Consider the following 16530-nt stretch of genomic DNA (forward strand, 5'->3'; position numbering starts at 1 on the left):
TCTATCGGACTCGGCGACTCCGAGTGGGTCGACGAGCAAGTGGGTCGGGGAGTGCGGGGTGGGGAGGGCCGGCCGCGATCAACGCCGCGAACGTCTGTCGTCCGGATCGCGACCGGCCCAGCTCGGCCGGCGGGGCCGCCGGGTGCCGGCTAATAGATGTTCGAGGGGCGCACCATGCCCTCCGCGAGGTCACCGAAACCGGGGGCCTCGATCGCCCCGGGATGGGTGAAGACCTCCTCGACGACGGCGGTCTCGGTGGTGATCAGCAGCGCGGCGATCGAGGCGGCGCTCTCCAGCGCCGCCCGCGTCACCTTGCAGGGATCGATCACGCCTTCGTCGAACATGTCGCCGTATTCGCCGGTGAGCGCGTTGAACCCGTGCCCGATCGGCAGGCCGGTCACCACCTTCACGACCTCGTCGCCCTCGTATCCGGCGTTCGTGGCGATCCAGCGGAGCGGCTCGGCGAGCGATCTGCGGACGACGTCGATGCCAACTGCCTCGTCGCCGTCGGCGGTGAGTACCTCCAGGGCGCGATGTGCCTGCGCGAGGGCTGTGCCGCCGCCCGAGACGATCCCGGCCTCGACCGCGGCCCGGGTGGCCGCGAGGGCATCCTCGACGCGCAGCATGCGCTCCTTGAGTTCGACACTCGTGACGCCACCGACGCGGATGACCGCGACCCGTCCGGTCAGTCGCGCGACCCGCAGTTCGAGGCTGTCGCGGTCCGCGTCGATCCGCGCACGGGACAGTTGTGCCTCCAACTGGGCGACGCGGGCATCGACGAGTCCTTGGTCGCCGTGGGCGCCGACGATGGTCGTCTCGTTCTCGGTGACGGTCACCCGATCGCAGGTGCCGAGGTGATCGACCGAGACCTCGGACAGTTCGAGCCCGGTGTCCTTGGCGATGACGTGCCCGCCGAGGGCGACGGCCAGATCCTCCAGCTCGGCGACGCGCCGATGCCCGAAGCCGGGTGCGCGGACCACCACGGACTGCATCGTCTTGTGCATGTTGCCGCCCACGAGGAGTTGCAGTGCCGGCCCGTCGACGTCCTCGGCGAGGACGAGCAGAGGGCGATCCGCACGCTTCGCCGATTCGATGGCCGGCATGATCTCCTGCACAGACGTGATCTTCTTGTTGGTGAGGAGGACGACGGGGTTGTCCAGCACCGCCTCCATCCGCTCGTGGTCGGTGACCATGTAGCCCGAGATGTAGCCGTGGTCGAACTCGATCCCGTCGACGACGTCGACCGACAGTCCGAGCGTGTCGCTCTCCTCGGTCGTGATCACGCCGTTCTTGCCGACATGCTCGACCGCCGAGGCGATCACCGCACCGATGACCTCGTCGTCACTGGCCGCCAAGCTCGCGATGCGTTCGAGGTCGCTGCGTCCGCCGATCTGTACTGCCTGATCTGACAACGATTCGATGACGGTCGCCACGGCCCGTTCGATGCCGCGGCGCACCCGCATCGGGTTGGCGCCCTGGTCGACGGCACGCAGCCCCTCGCGGACCATCGCCTGCGCGAGAACGGTTGCGGTGGTGGTTCCGTCGCCGACGACACCGTTGGTCTTCATGGCGACTTCTTTGACCAGCTGGGCGCCCATGTTGGCGAAGGGATCCCGGAGTTGGATCTCGCGGGCGATGGTCACGCCGTCGTTGGTGATGGTGGGTGGTCCGGTGAGCTTCTCGAGGACCGCGTTGCGGCCCTTCGGTCCGAGGGTGACCTTGACTGCGTCTGCGAGGGCGTTGACGCCCCGTTCGAGTCGTAGCCGCGCTTCGGCGTTGTAGCGCAACTCTTTTGCCATGGGATCAGGCCTTTCGTGTGTGGTGGTGACAGGCAGGAGTGCCGGTCAGGGGATGAGGATGGCGCGCCCGCGGACGCGCCCGGCGTCGAGATCGTCGATGGCCTGCTGGAAGTCGTCGAGCGGGTACTTGGTCGTGTGCAATGTGACCTTGCCCTGCGCGGCGAGCGTCATCAGCTCGGTCAGGTCGTTGTACGACCCGACGAGATTGCCGATGAAGTTGATCTCCGTGGAGATGACGTCGATGGTGGGGACGTCGATGTTCTCGCCGTACCCGACGACGAAGTAGTTGCCGGCACGGCGCAGCATCGCGATGCCCTCGGCGGTGGCACCGCCCTCGCCGACGAAGTCCAGGACGGCCTCGGCCCCCTTGCCATCGGTGAGCTCGAGCACCCGGTCCACGTGCGTCCCGTCCGCGACGATGCCGTGATGCGCGCCGACCTCGACCGCGAGCTCGACGGCCTCCGGATTGCGGTCGACGACCACGATCGTGACCCCCGAGATGGCCTCGAGTACCTGGATTCCGATGTGCCCCAGTCCGCCTGCGCCGATGACGACACAGGTGTCGCCCGGGCGAGTCATCCGCGCAACCTTGGCCGCCGCGTGGTACGCGGTCAGTCCTGCGTCGGCGAGGGCGGCGACATCGGCGGGCTGAAGGGACTCGTCGATGGCCACGACGCTTCGGGCGGTCGTCTTCAGGTACTCGGCGTAACCGCCGTCGGTGTCGATGCCGGGGAAATCGCTGTTCTCGCAATGGACGTCGTCTCCGTCGCGGCAGGCGCGGCACAGTCCGCAGGTGATCAGCGGATGCAGGATCACCGTGTCGCCGACGGCGACGTTGGTGACCGCGTCTCCGACGGCGTGCACCCAACCGGCGTTCTCGTGACCGATCGTGTACGGCAGTGCGACGCCGCTCTTCTCGGCCCACTGTCCCTCGAGGATGTGCAGATCGGTGCGGCACACACCCGCGCCACCGATCTTGACGATGACGTCGAGCGGTCCGGTGATCTGTGGATCGGGTATCTCGTTGAGCTGGAGTTTGTCGTGGTATCCGACCACTTGAACGGCCTTCATGATGCGCTCCTCTCGGATCTGCGGTTGGTGACGACGGGCCCGCTGCGACCGTCGCAGTCGGCGTCGTCGGCGTAGCGGGTGGCGAGCAGGCCGCGGCAGAAATGGCCGTTGCCCTCGATGGAGATCCGCACCGACCGCGCGAATCTCAGGTGCATGGCCACGTCGTCGGCGGGGACCGGGCGACCGTCTTCGTCGACGAGAACGTGGCTGTTGGGGCACAGGCTCAATCCCGCGTTCACCCGGCGTCGCATCAGCGCGGCCTTCTTGGGGCCCGGCGGCAGATCCCGGAGGGTCAGGTGTGCGATGTCGCCGATGGAGACCTCGCCGCGCGCCAGCAGATCAGACACACATCGTTCCATCGCGGCCGTGTGCGCCTTGCGGACGAAGATCTCCCGCAGATCGTCGAGACCCTCGTCGGCCTCGACCCCGAAGGTCCCCACGTAGCCGGCCTCGGCGGCCAGGCCGGCATTGATCTTGTCGCTGTCATGGTGATCGTCGAGGATCACGCGGACCAGGCCGGCGTCGTCGATCCGGTGCAACGCGTCCTGGGCGTCGGATGCCATGAGATAGGCGAAGTTCGGCGAACAGAACGACGTCGGGAGCCGCAGATGCACGGTGACACCGACGTCGTCGATCACGATGGACCGCACGAAATTCAGGTCCGTGATCGGCTCGTCGAGTTCCGGGTCGACGACCGTGGCGAGGGCGGCGAGCACCTCGTCCTCGATCGTCATCGGCCGGACGCCGCCAGGGGCCAGCGCGGTCATGCCGTCACCGCATCCTTGGCGCCCGCCGCCACCTCCACACCCGGATTCGCGGCATCCGTGGGGATCTGCAGCTCGTCGGGCACCTTGATGTTCGGGTAGAGCGCTGCCGCGTTGAGTCCGAGGATCTTCTTCTTCTGCTCCACGGTGATCGGCGCATACTCCGTCATGTCCTCCGGGATCTGGAAGTCGACGAAACGCTCCACCAGCCACTGCGGGGTCCACAACGCGTAGTCGGAGGCGAAGAGGATCTTGTCCTCGCCGATCCAGTACAGGAGTTCGCCGATGATCTGGGCGAAATACCGCGGACGGGTGTGGATGAACGGGATCGCCACCGCCAGGCCGCCGTACACGTTCGACTCCTGGGTGGCGATCCAGCAGAAGTCCTCCAGCCGCGGCAGACCGACGTGCTCGATGATGAAGTTCAGGTCGAGGTAATCGGTGGCCACCTTGTCGACGTCGGCGACGTCGAAGGCGTCGCGGTCCAGCGGGCGGATGGTCGGGCCCTTGTGCACGTGGACGTTCTTGATCCCCAGGGCAATACACTCCTCGAGGTAGCGACGCGACCACGGGTCGTCGAGCTTGTAGCCTCGCGAGTCGCCGTACCACTCGGCCGTGTAGAGCTTGACGCCCTGCAGGTGCATCGATTCCGCGTCACGGCGCAACTGCTCCAGGCCGAACTCGCCGTGCCGGGGATCGTAGGCGTGGTTGTAGGTCAGCTGATCCGGGTGCGACCGGCACAGGTCGAGCGACTGATCGACCTGGGCGAACCCGGTCTTGTAGAACTCCGAGAGGATCGTCGCCTGGAAGATCGCGTGATCGGCCGGGCCTTCGGTGAACAGGTCGCGCATCAGGCGGTCCGGACCGTAGTAGCAGTACGTGTCGTAGTCCCAGACCTGCTCTTCGGGGCTGAGATTCTTGTGATAGTCGTAGAAGCAGTCGATGAACTGCTTGCCATGGATGTTGCGCTGGTTGGATTCACGACCGTCCCACAGGTGGACGTGGGCATCGACGATGAAATACTTCTCGCCGTTCTTCTCGTACATGCTTCTCACTCGCTCTCTCTGCTGGGCTGTGATGGTGAGACCGGGGCTGGTGGAGGCCGGGCTGGTGGAGATCACCGCCCGGGGGTGTGGGAGTCACCCCCGGGCGGTGAGGATCAGGAGGCGGTCAGGTCGAATCCGATGAACTCGGCGGCGTCCTCCGGGCTGGCGAACAGCATCGTGCGGTCGTCGAGGTGGACCATGCGTCCGTAGTGCGTGGAGCTGATCTCCTCGAAGATCGATCCGTCGAAGTCCTGGCCGAGGGCGTCGGTCAGTTCGTCGTAGTCGAAGTCGAGACGGTTGACGCCGTCCACGCGGATCATCGACGGATACTCGGTCAGCTCCACGCCGTCCTTGGCGCCCATGACGTCGGCGACCACCCGGCCGATCGGCGTGTTCATGAGGGTCACCCCGCACATGTTGGAGAACTCGGTCTCGGCTCCGAATTGCATACTGGTGCTCACTGGTTCAACTCCTCGGGGATGTCGGCGTCGATGGATTCGAGGACGCTGCGGAACTTGGCGATCGCGGCGTCGAGGCTGGCGGCGAAGGTGACCGGCTTGTTCGCCGGCTGCGACCAGATCGGTTGCAGTGCCCGGGCGGCGTCCAGGCTCCGGGGGACCCATTCGGCCATCCACTCGTTCAGCAGCGCCCGGTTCGATTCGCCGTACGTCTCGTCGCGGGTGAGGATGCGGAACAGGTTGCGGGTGTAGGCGAGATCGCGGTCGTAGTCGTATTCACCGGTGCCCACGATCGTGGGCGTGATGTAGTCGCCGTTGCCCGCGGCGACCTGCATGACGAGTTCGGAACGGAACAGCGAACCCACCAGTTGCTCGAAGACGATGTTCGTCGCGAACAACAGCTGACACCAGTCGCCGACCGCCGTCAGCCGCTCCACCGTCTCCCGCACCGGTTGCCACTCGGGCGCATTCATCCAGACGTCGCGATGGGCGGCGCCGTCGAAGTCGTCCTCCGCCTCGGCGAGGTCGAGGTTGAACAACGCCAGATCCTGCGCGAAACGCATCTTGTGTGCGGCGTTCACCGCGACCGCGGTGTTGATCATGTTGGTCGGCCCGGACCGCTGAATGGAGGTGAAGACGTGGAGTGCGAGGCCGTTCTCCGCGTGCATCCAGGCGCCGAGGTTGCGCTCGATGAACTTGAGCCACGGCTTGTTCCACACGTCGTAGGCCCGAGCGCGTTTGGCGTTCTGCAGGCACAGATCCACCTGGTGCACGACCGCCGAGTTGTTCCGGTAGATCGTCTGGTCCCATTCCTCGTTGGGATCGAGGAAGGCATGCCAGTTGGTGGATTTGGCGGCGGTCCACTCCTGCGGGTACCCGCCCGGACCGTTGCCGAATCCGTAGATCCAGCCCTGCGTGAGGTGCCGTTCCGGGTCGGGCTGGACGTCGACGGTGACATCCTCGTAGGTGGTCGCGCGCTTCTTCGCCGGCTCGTAGTAGTTGTACTTGCGGCTCTTGCTGCTCGGGAATTCCTTCGCGCCGGCCTCGGCGTCGGTGAACTCGATGGAGGGGAAACTGCGCTCCCGTGGTGCTGCTGGTGCTGACATGCCTTTCGTTCCTTGTCGTTCGGCCCGCTCGCACCGACCGAGAGGTCGATCGGCGAGCAGGGGGCTGGCTGGGCTGCAGGTGTCGCGATGGTCGGAGGATTCACGCCCCGTCGAAGGCCGGGCTGGTGAACTTGTCGTAGAAGACCTGGTCGCGGGGCACCGAGTGTGTCTCGGCGAGCGCGAGCGCCGCGTCGACCATCGGTGGGGGACCGCAGAAATACACCTCCGTTCGGGCTAGGTCCGGCTCGCATCCGTCGACGATGGCGGTGACGTTTCCTTCGACGACCTGCACGCCGGCAGGCAGATCGGCCATCGACTCCGAGAGACACGCGGTGAACGAGAAGTCGGCGATCCTCGCACCCAGAGAGGCGATCTCGTCGAGATAGAAGAGGTCTGCGGCCGTGCGCGCGCCGTAGTAGAAGCGCACCGGACGGTTGATCTCGTTCTCGCTGATGTGTCGCAGCAGCGACAGCAGGGGTGCCATGCCGGCGCCGCCGCCGATCGCCACGATGGGGAGCACATGCCCGTTACGGAGGGTGCACGAACCGTACGGGCCGTTGACCATGATCTCGTCGCCGACAGAGAGTCCCTCCTCCAACATCCCGGCGAAGAGCCCACCCGCGTACTTCTTGATGACGAACTCGAGCTTGTCCGGCGTCTGCTGGGTGGTCGCGATGGAGAACGAGCGCTTCTCGTCGGTGCCCGGGACGAAGAGGTCGACGTACTGGCCGGACTTGAACTCGAAGGCCGCCGGTTCGACGACGTCGAGGCGCAGTGACACGATGTCGCGCGTCAGGGGCTCGATGGCCGCGACGCGGGTACGGACGTCCTGGATCGGCGCGCCGCCGAGCAACTCGTCCTCGTCGAAGTTGAGCAACTCGATGTCACAGTCACTGTAAGCGTAAGTCCGGCAGAGGAGTACGTACCCCTCGGCCTCTTCGGCGTCGTTGCAGGCGAAGGTCGAGTAGTCGTCCATCTGGACGTCACCGTCGAGCATGTACGACTTGCATGCCGAGCACCGGCCCTCACGACATCCGTGCATGAGATGGATGCCCTGCCGGAACGCGGCATCGAGGATGGTCTCGTCCTCGGTGACCTCCATCTCGATGTCGACGGGTTCGAAGTTGATGCGGTGGGTGTCGGCCACGGGTTCTCCTGTGTGAGTGGCTGGTTGGGCCCTAGATCTGTTCCCTGGGGGGCGAGCTTGCGAGCGGTGCCTGGTCCCTGAGGAGCGAGCTTGCGAGCGGTGCCTGGTCCCTGAGGAGAGAGCTTGCGAGCGTCACGAAGGGCCACCCTTCGTGACGGCCCTCCGCAGGCTCCGGGCCTCCTCAGGGATCAGGTTGGACCCCGCCTCAGGCGGGAACGGCCCCGTTGCGATTGGCCTTGTAGGCCGCGATGTGGGCGTCGCGCTCGGAGTCCGACATCTCGTTCAGCAGCACGTTGGGACTGTTGAAGACATTGCCGCGGACATCGTCGAGCGTCCACATCTTCTTCGGATCGAGGTCCAGGTGCGGCTGCGGGATCAGGGTCTTGCCGTCGTCGCGGACGTATCCGAGATCGGTGATGATGTCGGCGAGATCCTTGCCGTGGTGCAACGTCTCCCATTCACGGAAACCGGTGAGGCGACCCATGTTCGGCGTCTCCCGGCCCTCGTACTCACCGCGGAAGGCGACGGCGTCGGTCCAGTAGCACGTCTCCGAGCAGTAGGTCCGCCACTGGTCGTCGACCTTCTCGGTGACCATGTCCTCACGGATGAGGCAGGGCACCATGCACGTCCAGCAGCGATGCGGGTACTCGTAGTCGACATCCTCGAACGCGATCGGCTTGTTGCGTCCGGGGTAGGCGAGACGGTTGTAGTTCTCCCACCACTTGCCGAACTTGTTGTACCAGCCGGGGTACTTCTCCTCGAACCACTCGAAGTCCTTGTCGGTCATCGCGTCGATCCGCCAGTAGTTGACCGGCCAGCCGGTGGCGAAGAACCGTGCCACCTCGTGCACATAGTGCTTGTTGGTGATGCGGTTCCAGGCCTCCTCGACGAGGTCGTGTGGGATCGTGAGGCCGTACTTCTCCAGGGGGAGAAGGTAACTGCGGTAGTAGTCGTCGTAGATCCACCGACGCCACATCTCCGCGTAGCTCTCCCGGTCCTTGCGGCGGTCCTTGGTGCCGTATTCGATGAATGTGCCGATCGCGGCGTCGACGACGCAATGGTTGTTCCACCACGCGTAACGCAGGTCGCGTTCGAGGAGCGGTCGATTGCGTTCATCGGCCAAGGCCATCAGCAGGATGGAGTAGCCGTTGGAGATGTGCCGCGACTCGTCGGACTGCACCGAGTGGAAGACCGTGGGCAGCAGGTAATCACCGTTGGCCGCGGCCTCATCCGGCATGGCGACGAACAGGGTGTTGGTGAAGGCGGTCTCGGCGACGACCGTCAGATAGATGTTGGCAGCGGTGATCGCGTCACCCGTGATGAATCCCTCGCCGAACTGACGGCCGATGGTGCCGGCGTAGTTGTTGGCGAACGCCTTTTCGGTGATGTCGAAGCCGGCCGGGTCGATGTAGTTGTTCATGTACAGCTTCTTGAGGTTCATCTGGATCGTCGAATGACGAACCTCGTCGATCATCTGCACGGCGAGTCCGTTGTGGATCTCCGGATTCGGAACCGCGTCGATGGCCATCGGCATCGCGCGTGCCGCGGAGATCTCGGGGAACGGGATGATCGAGAGGAACAGCTTCTGCCATTCCAACCACCGTTCCTGCACCTGGCGGAACATGTTGCCGCGGATGGCGCCGTCCATGGCGCCGTAGACCCGGTTGTCCTTCTCCTCCTCCATGGGGAAGTAGGACCGCATGATCTGCTTGAGAGGGTCCTTCTTCGGAGCCTTCTCGAACGTGTAGTCGGTGCCGAACCGGGTCGCCGGTGTCGCGAAGGTGGGTTCCCACGACAACTCGGTGATCTTCGCATGTGCTTTGGTCAAGCTCTGCCTGCTCAATGTGCGCCTCCTCGTGAGAAGGCCGACGAGGTGCCGGCCTGCTGGGCTGGAGCGCCTCTGATACAACAGTGTGAGTCAGGTCATACGCGTCTCACTGTGAGACAGGGGCCACATTCGCATGATGTGGACCTACCCGACGCGAACTCAATGGTCGATTGAACAGCACGGTGGCTCGCGCAATATGGGCAGTTCAGCGCGGCGGTGGAAGGTCGAGGACGCGTGAGTGGCGAATCCGCCAGGTGAGGTAGGCGGTACCGAGTCGTGCTTTGCCCAGCCCCTCCAGCGGGTCGAATCCGAGACCGGCGGCGATAGCTTCCGCGCGCGCCTGCATGGTCGAGTGGTGGATGGCGAGGGCACGAGCGGCTTGTCGCACCGAGGACGCGTCCAGCAGGGCGGCGACGGTCGTGCTCGCCCATGCGTTGTCCATGAGGGGTTCGAGGTTGTCCACATCCGGATTGCCGGTGTCGGGTGCGGCGTCGGCGAGTAGCGGGATCAGTCCGCCGTACCGATCGGCGACGACATGCGATTTCTCCGGTGGTGAGCAGAGCTGCAACGCGGGCAAGGCGGTCCGCGCCGACATCGGAAGGTCGTCGACAGCCGTGGCCAGGCCGATTCCCGCGGGAGACACCGGAAGGGTCGGGTCGGCGGCGGCCGGTGCGCCGCGCGGAACGATCGATGCGGGTGCGATCAGGGCGTGCACGGTGCCGCGCGGTGTCGCGATCACATCTCCGGGCCAGGCGGGATGCGTGTCCCACAATGCGAACAGCGGGACGACGATCACCCGGTGATTGCTCGTGGTCGTCAACCCGATGCGCGCGGCCGCCTCCCGGCGGGCCTCGACGTCGGCGGATCGATCGAGGAGTAGCGGGATGTCACGTGTTGCGGATGCGGTGCCCGCTGCGTCGAGTCGGATGCCGACGGCGAGGGCCAGCCGTTCGACGATGATCGCGTCGTTGACGGCGGCGGGCCCCTCGCGCTCGAGCCACACCGACGCGCTCGGCCCGGCCGGTGTCTCGCAGATCCCGGCCGGTTGTGGCCCCGCGACGCGGTCGCCGAGCGCGGACACCCGGGTACTGCCGGTGCCGGTGCGCAGGCCGGCTGGGCACCCCGCGAGCGCGGCGGCGGTGGAAAGCAGACCGTGCAGGTTGACGTTGCCGGCCATCAACTCGTCGAAACATGCGATCACCCGGATGCCGATGCTGGCGCTGGGATCGAGCGCCGCGATGCGACCGAGGAGTTCCTGCACAGGGTGCTCCTCTCCCGTCGGGATCCGGTGGCATGTGCGACTCTACGCCCCCGCCCACGCTCGGATCGATTCGTGGGCGGGCGGATCGGTCAGCCCTGAAGAGCTCGGTAGGTCGCCGTCTCGAACTCGAGATATCCGCCGACGGACGCGGCGTCGGCAAACGGCAGAATCTGGGTTGCCCAGTACCCGCCGATCTTGTTGCGGCGGTCGATCCAGTAGTACAGATTCGCCAGACCGGCCCAGGCGAGCGATCCCGCTGGTCGTCCCGTCGGCGCGTCGTCGTCATTGATCATGAACGTCAGTCCCCACGATTTGGGCATCCCGGGGAAGAACTCGGCGTCATTGGACAGCGCCGGGATCACACCGGGCAGCATCTTCACCTTCAGGTCGCCGATGTGATTGCGCTCGGCGTCGGCGACGGTCTCGACGGCGAGCACCTGGTGCCCGGAGTCGGATCGTCCGTCGTTCAACCACATGCGGATGAACTTGAGGTAGTCACCGACCGTCGAGTACAGGCCGTGCCCGCCCATGTGCACCTCCGGCTCGGCGGGGAGCGCCCAACTGTGATTTGCCGACAACTCCCCGTCCGCATTGCGGTGATGCATCACCGCTCTGCGCTCCGACAGCTCCGGGGTGAGAGTGAAAGAGGTCTCGTTCATCCCGAGTGGCTCGAACACGCGCTCGCTCATGACCTGGCCGAGGCGACGCCCGGCGATCGCTTCGACCACCAGCCCGGCCCAGTCGATGTTGGTGCCGTACTCCCATTGCGTGCCCGGGTCGAAGAGCAGCGGCGTCCGCAGGGAGGCCATCTCGGCGGTGACGATGCTGGGTACACCGTGTTCGGAGGTGAGACGACGGTAGCTCTCGTTGAAGAAGTCGTAGCCGAAGCCCGCGGTGTGGGTGAGCAGGTGACGCGTGGTGATCTCCGATCGCGGGTCACGAAGTCGGGGATTGCCGTCGACGTCGAATCCGTCGATGACCTGGACGTCGCCCAGAGCGGGGAGGTAAGACCTCGCCGGAGCGTCGAGATCGAGTTGGCCGGACTCGACCAATTGCAGCGCAACGGTTCCGGTGATCGCCTTCGTGGTGGAGAAGATCGCGAACACATCGTCGGTCGTCATCGGTGCGGGATCGTCGATCGCACGGACACCCGCAGCGGTCAGTGCGATGGTCTCCCGGTCGGTAGTCACTCCGGCGACCACGCCGGGAACCCGGGATGGGCCGCTGGTTGATGCGGTCGTCACAACGTCGATTGCGCTCAGCACGACCTCAGGGTTGATTATCGGTGCACTCATGGTGTTCCTTCCTCTCTGTGTGCGGGTGCCGAGGATGACACCCGCCATGACGGCGATCAGTCGGACAGAATCCGCTCGACCCACGACGATCTGGTGTGCAGCATCGCTTTTGCGATGGAGGTGTGTGGCGCGAAGATGTCGCAGGCGTGGAAAGCGCCCGGCCACACGTGGAGTTCGGCGTTCACACCAGACGTCCAGAGCGCGGTGGCGTACGCAATCGTCTCGTCGCGGAAGATCTCGCAGTCCCCGACGTCGAGGAAGGCCGGGGGCAGACCGCGAAGGTCGGTGGCGCGCGCCGGTGCGGCGTAACGACTCACTGATTCGGTGCGGTACGCCTCGCCGAGTGATGCGCGCCAACCGGTCTCATTGGAGACGCGATCCCATACGCCGACGCCGTCGAACTGGGTGACCGACGGCGCGATTCCCCGGTCGTCGAGCATCGGGTAGGACAGCAGCTGGCCGCGGAGAGCGGGTCCGTCGCGGTCACGGGAGGCGAGGGCGAGTCCGGCGGCCAAACCGCCGCCGGAACTGGCTCCGGCCACCATCAACCGGCGCGGGTCGACACCCAGGCGTTCGGGCGAGGAGGCGACCCATTCCAGGGCGGCGTACATGTCTTCGCGGGCAAACGGATCCGGGAACTCGGGGGCCAGGCGGTACTCCGGGCAGACGAGAACGGCACCGAGATCCTCGACCCAGTCGAGGTTGGCATCGAGGGCGTTGAATCGGTCGCCGAACATCAGCCCACCGGAGTGGGCATAGAGGATGGCGGGACGCGGTCGTTCCATATCATCGGCGGGCGAGAAGACCGAGACCGTCACTCGATCGCCACAGTGTCCTTTGATCACGTATTCGTTGTGAACGACTGCGCGGTCGGCAAGGGACTCCGCGACCGGACGCGATGCGTAGGAGTGACGCATGAACCTGATGAGGTCGGGTGTCACGGTCGGTGGAAACATCCCGCCGACCACTGCCAGGCTGGCCTTCAGCTCTGGATCGAATGGCGGTGCGCAACGGGGTCCCGCCGGTTCGTGTGGCACAGCACACAGTCTAGGAGCCATTGTGGTTCCAGGTAACCGCCGCGACGACGCGAATGGGCGCCGAAAGACCGCCGGATGGCGGGCTGAGGAGTACGGGTGTCGGCCCCTGACGGACCTTCACCCTTGCGCGATCGCGTTGATGACCAGATCGGCAACCAGAGTCCGCAGGTCTGCAAGTGAAACACGCGCGGCACGAGCTGGTGCGTACGACGAAGCGGGTGTTGACGGTGGTGGTGACCAAGACCTGTTGGGGGTATGGCGGGGCCGGAGCTGGGAGTGCTGCGCATACACCGCGAGCGATCCATGGTGATGCGGGCCACGCCTGTCGGGGCGCCCCCGGTCGGGCGGATACAGCTGTGGAGGTGCAACGACGAGGAACTCAGCCGGATGGATCACGATCGGCTTTCGGTGAACCAATCACCGCCGGGTTCAGGCGTGGGGTGATTCATGGACACAGTGTGGCGACGCCCACCGACGAAAACGTCACGGGGAGAGCGCCGCGACGAACTCCCCGAGTCGCCGGATGCCCTCGGTCAGTTCGTCGGTCGACGCCGCGTACGACAGCCGGATGTGGTCGTCGGCGGTGTGATGACCGAAATCCTTTCCGGGGGTGAGGGAGACGTGAGCCTCGCGCAGCGCCCGATCGCAGAACTCGGCAGAGGTCAGTCCGGTGCTCCGGACATCGACGTAGACATAGAAGGCGCCATCGGGGATCACCGGCACGGAGAGGCCGATCCGTGCCAGGCCGTCGACGACGAGGTGTCGTCGAATCCGGAACTCGTCGCGGCGTGCCTCGCTCAGGGCGAGTGACTCGTCGGTGAAACAGGCCAGGGCGGCGTGCTGGGCCGGTGTCGGTGGGCAGACGTAGAAGTTCTGCGCGAGACGTTCCATCACCGGGACGAGGTCGTCGGGCACGATGCACCACCCCAGTCTCCACCCGGTCATGCCGAAGTACTTCGAGAAGCTGTTGATCACGATCGCCTCGGGATCGGCACCGAGGATGCTGCGGGGTGGGGTCCCGTCGGGATCGTCGTCGGCGAGGCCGAGATAGATCTCGTCGACGATGCGCCAGCCGCCCAGCGCCCGTACCCGAGCACACATCCGGACCAGCTCGTCGTGGGGCACCGAGGTCCCGGTGGGATTCGACGGTGAAGCGACCATGACGCCCCGCGTGTGGACACCCCAGGCCTGTTCGACGAGATCGGTCGACAGCTGAAAGCGTGTCGCCCGCGTCGTCGGAACCAGACGCACACGGGCGCCGTGACTTTCGGCGAACTGGCGGTTGCACGGGTAGGACGGGTCGGCGATCAGCACCTCGTCGTCGGGATCGATCAGGGCCGCACAGGTGAGCAATAGCGCGGCCGACGCGCCGGAGGTCACCACGACGCGGTGCGACTCGACCTCGCAGCCGAAATGCCGGCCGTAGTACTCGGCGATGGCCGACCGCAACTCGGGGAGTCCGACGGCCTCGGTGTACGTCAGCGGCCGGCCGTCGGTCAGCTCTCGCACGGCGGCGAGGAAGGCCGGCGGCGCCCCGAAGTCGGGCTCGCCGATGCTCAGTTTCACGACATGATGGCCGGCGGCCTCGAGTTCGGCTGCCCGTTTCCCGAACTCCATCGCGAAGAAGGGCGCGACCGCCTCGGCGCGGTGGGAGATCCTCATGGCGCCATTGTGCTCCGGCGCCCGGCTCCCATCCGCCGAGGGGTCGCGCCCTCGGTGTCTGTCAGCTCGCAGGGATGTCAGCTCACGGGATGTAGTTGAACTCGTCGGGATCGGGTCCTCGGCGGCGATCCTTGTTCAACGCATCGATCGCCGCGACGTCCTCGACGGACAGGTCGAAGTCGAAGAGGGCGAAGTTCTCCTCGACCCGCGAACGGGTGACCGACTTGGGGAACACGATGTCGCCGCGCTGGATGTGCCACCGGAGGGTGACCTGTGCCGGTGTGCGGCCCTTGTCCTGCGCGATCTTGTTCAGGACCGGGTCGTCGAGGACGTCGCCCTGAGCGATCGGTGACCACGCCTCGGTCGCGATGCCGTGCTCGGAGTTGAAGGCGCGCAACGCATTCTGAGTCAGGTAGGGATGCACCTCGATCTGGTTGACCGCGGGGACCACGTCCGTTTCGGAGAACAGCCGTTCGAGATGCGCGCGCTGGAAGTTGGAGACGCCGATCGCGCGTGATTTGCCGTCGGCGTGGATCTTCTCCAGGGCCTTCCAGGTCTCGACGTAGTCGATGTCGATGCCGGGTAGCGGCCAGTGGATCAGGAACAGATCGAGGGATTCGAGACCCAGATCGGTCAGCGTCTGATCGGTGGCGCGAAGGGCATCGTCGGTGGCGTGGAATCCGTTGTTCAGCTTGCTCGTGATGAAGATCTGGTCGCGGGGGATGCCGGACTCGGCGACCGCCTGGCCGACTTCCTTCTCGTTGCCGTACATCTCGGCGGTATCGATGTGCCGATAGCCGACCTCGAGCGCGGTGAGGGTGGCGGCCTTGGTGTCCTCCGGCGGGATCTGGAAGACGCCGAAGCCGAGCTGTGGGATCTCCACTCCGTTGTTGAGGGTGATGGTGGGAACAGACATCGTCGTATGTCACCTTTCGTCGTTTCGGGTGGTGGGTGTCGGGTGTCGCCGGTCGAACGCGCCCGTGGGCTCAGGACGCGCGTGGCCCGGATGGACGGGGATCAGGGGATGAGGACGAATTTGCCTCGTGGGTGGGAGGTCTCGAGCTCGGTCAGCGCGGTTGCCGCGTCCGCGAGTGGGAAGGTCTTGGCCACCTCGGTCACCAGTTCGCCGGCTGCGGCGTCGGCGATCAGTCCGTCGACGGCCTCCGCCCGGAGGCTCTTGCTTTCCGGCGTCGACCCGTTCACCAGGACGATGCCGTCGGATGCGCGCCCGAACGCGGCGATGCTCACGATCTTGCCAGGGTTGTCGACGAGGGCGAGAGACGCGTCGATCGCCTCGTCGGTCCCGACTGTGTCCAGAGCGACGGTGACCGGCGCCGGCGAAACCTCGCGGATGCGGTCGAGCAGCCCGTCGCCATAAGCGATCGGGATGGCGCCGAGCGCGCGCAGGTGATCGTGGTTCCGGGGGCTCGCGGTGGCGATGACCGTGGCACCCGCGGAGCGGGCGAGTTGGATGGTGATCGCGCCGACCGCACCCGAGCCGCCGTGGACGAGGACGACGTCGTCGGCCGTGACCCCGGCGGTGCCGATCAGATCGGCTGCGGTGACGCCGACGAGCAGCAGGCCGGCAGCGTGCTCCACATCGAGTGATTCCGGTCGGCGGTGCACCGCCGTCAGGTCCGCGAGCACCCGATCTGCGTAGGCACCCGACGCTCGGTAGACGATGACCTCGTCACCGACGGCCAGCGGGCCGTCGGGGAGAACCGCCCCGTCGCCGACGGCGGCGACCACCCCGGCCGCCTCGAAGCCGATCGGCAACGGGAGTTTCGATTCGTCACCACCCATCGTCCCGCGCACGATCTTCGCGTCGGCGGGGTTGACGCCGATGGCCTTCGTCTCGACGAGAACGTGGCCCGGGCCGGGCCGTGGCGGTTCCTCGTCGACGAGTTCGAGTACCTCGGCGGGGTCTCCGTATGCGGTCGCGATGATCTTTCGGGCCATGGTTGGTTCAAGGGCGTCGAACGGGTCGAGTATTCCGTGCGCGGCGGAGTCCCTGCTCATCGCTGCGCGGCAGGGTCGACGCCGGTGTGACGAGTAC

14 protein-coding genes are annotated in these 16530 nt (G+C 66.0%); all 14 read right to left on the minus strand.

From position 1 onward, the window contains the following. Positions 1-149: 149 nt before the first annotated feature. The gene (gene groL / locus EEB19_RS12295; protein ID WP_187586593.1) at positions 150-1799 is read right to left on the minus strand and encodes a chaperonin GroEL; all 1650 of its coding nucleotides are present in this window, start codon (positions 1797-1799) and stop codon (positions 150-152) included. A 45-nt stretch (positions 1800-1844) separates the two neighbouring features. After that, a complete protein-coding gene (locus EEB19_RS12300; protein ID WP_187586595.1) occupies positions 1845-2870 on the minus strand; it encodes an NAD(P)-dependent alcohol dehydrogenase in 1026 nt (341 codons plus the stop codon). Further along, the gene (locus EEB19_RS12305) at positions 2867-3637 is read right to left on the minus strand and encodes an iron-sulfur cluster assembly protein (RefSeq protein WP_187586597.1); all 771 of its coding nucleotides are present in this window, start codon (positions 3635-3637) and stop codon (positions 2867-2869) included. The genes EEB19_RS12300 and EEB19_RS12305 overlap by 4 nt, the downstream gene beginning before the upstream one ends. Next, on the minus strand, positions 3634-4680 hold the full coding sequence (locus tag EEB19_RS12310) for an amidohydrolase family protein (RefSeq protein ID WP_187586598.1): 1047 nt from the start codon (positions 4678-4680) through the stop codon (positions 3634-3636). Before EEB19_RS12310 ends, EEB19_RS12305 begins: the two co-directional genes overlap by 4 nt. A gap of 113 nt (positions 4681-4793) precedes the next feature. Further along, a complete protein-coding gene (gene mimD, locus EEB19_RS12315; RefSeq protein WP_187586747.1) occupies positions 4794-5129 on the minus strand; it encodes a propane 2-monooxygenase effector subunit MimD in 336 nt (111 codons plus the stop codon). An 8-nt stretch (positions 5130-5137) separates the two neighbouring features. After that, positions 5138-6244, minus strand: coding sequence for an aromatic/alkene monooxygenase hydroxylase subunit beta (locus tag EEB19_RS12320; protein WP_187586600.1), 1107 nt, complete (start codon positions 6242-6244; stop codon positions 5138-5140). Positions 6245-6344: 100 nt separating this feature from the next. Further along, positions 6345-7391, minus strand: a complete 1047-nt coding sequence (locus EEB19_RS12325; RefSeq protein WP_187586602.1) for a 2Fe-2S iron-sulfur cluster binding domain-containing protein — start codon at positions 7389-7391, stop codon at positions 6345-6347. Between the two features lie 205 nt (positions 7392-7596). Continuing rightward, positions 7597-9234, minus strand: coding sequence for an aromatic/alkene/methane monooxygenase hydroxylase/oxygenase subunit alpha (locus EEB19_RS12330; RefSeq protein WP_187586604.1), 1638 nt, complete (start codon positions 9232-9234; stop codon positions 7597-7599). Positions 9235-9424: 190 nt separating this feature from the next. After that, entirely contained in the window at positions 9425-10480 is a 1056-nt protein-coding gene (locus tag EEB19_RS12335) for a PucR family transcriptional regulator (protein WP_187586606.1), read from the minus strand. Between the two features lie 89 nt (positions 10481-10569). Then, positions 10570-11775: a serine hydrolase gene (locus EEB19_RS12340; protein WP_187586608.1), complete on the minus strand. Its 1206-nt coding sequence runs from the start codon at positions 11773-11775 to the stop codon at positions 10570-10572. Between the two features lie 56 nt (positions 11776-11831). Then, entirely contained in the window at positions 11832-12812 is a 981-nt protein-coding gene (locus EEB19_RS12345; RefSeq protein WP_262365618.1) for an alpha/beta hydrolase, read from the minus strand. Positions 12813-13295: 483 nt separating this feature from the next. After that, complete coding sequence (locus tag EEB19_RS12350; protein WP_187586610.1) at positions 13296-14474, minus strand: pyridoxal phosphate-dependent aminotransferase; 1179 nt, start codon at positions 14472-14474, stop codon at positions 13296-13298. 82 nt (positions 14475-14556) lie between these two features. After that, entirely contained in the window at positions 14557-15390 is an 834-nt protein-coding gene (locus tag EEB19_RS12355) for an aldo/keto reductase (protein WP_187586612.1), read from the minus strand. Between the two features lie 101 nt (positions 15391-15491). Beyond that, positions 15492-16433, minus strand: coding sequence for an NADP-dependent oxidoreductase (locus EEB19_RS12360; RefSeq protein ID WP_187586751.1), 942 nt, complete (start codon positions 16431-16433; stop codon positions 15492-15494). Positions 16434-16530: the final 97 nt, after the last annotated feature.

This window comes from Gordonia sp. OPL2, assembly GCF_003797825.1.
Taxonomy (GTDB): domain Bacteria; phylum Actinomycetota; class Actinomycetes; order Mycobacteriales; family Mycobacteriaceae; genus Gordonia.

Bases quoted from the DNA above. Each gene is read 5' to 3' on its own strand.
- mimD (WP_187586747.1), bottom strand. From the start codon at position 5,129: ATGCAATTCGGAGCCGAGACCGAGTTCTCCAACATGTGCGGGGTGACC.
- EEB19_RS12340 (WP_187586608.1), bottom strand. From the start codon at position 11,775: ATGAGTGCACCGATAATCAACCCTGAGGTCGTGCTGAGCGCAATCGAC.
- EEB19_RS12300 (WP_187586595.1), bottom strand. From the start codon at position 2,870: ATGAAGGCCGTTCAAGTGGTCGGATACCACGACAAACTCCAGCTCAAC.
- EEB19_RS12360 (WP_187586751.1), bottom strand. From the start codon at position 16,433: ATGGCCCGAAAGATCATCGCGACCGCATACGGAGACCCCGCCGAGGTA.
- EEB19_RS12355 (WP_187586612.1), bottom strand. From the start codon at position 15,390: ATGTCTGTTCCCACCATCACCCTCAACAACGGAGTGGAGATCCCACAG.
- EEB19_RS12350 (WP_187586610.1), bottom strand. From the start codon at position 14,474: ATGAGGATCTCCCACCGCGCCGAGGCGGTCGCGCCCTTCTTCGCGATG.
- EEB19_RS12305 (WP_187586597.1), bottom strand. From the start codon at position 3,637: ATGACCGCGCTGGCCCCTGGCGGCGTCCGGCCGATGACGATCGAGGAC.
- groL (WP_187586593.1), bottom strand. From the start codon at position 1,799: ATGGCAAAAGAGTTGCGCTACAACGCCGAAGCGCGGCTACGACTCGAA.
- EEB19_RS12320 (WP_187586600.1), bottom strand. From the start codon at position 6,244: ATGTCAGCACCAGCAGCACCACGGGAGCGCAGTTTCCCCTCCATCGAG.
- EEB19_RS12310 (WP_187586598.1), bottom strand. From the start codon at position 4,680: ATGTACGAGAAGAACGGCGAGAAGTATTTCATCGTCGATGCCCACGTC.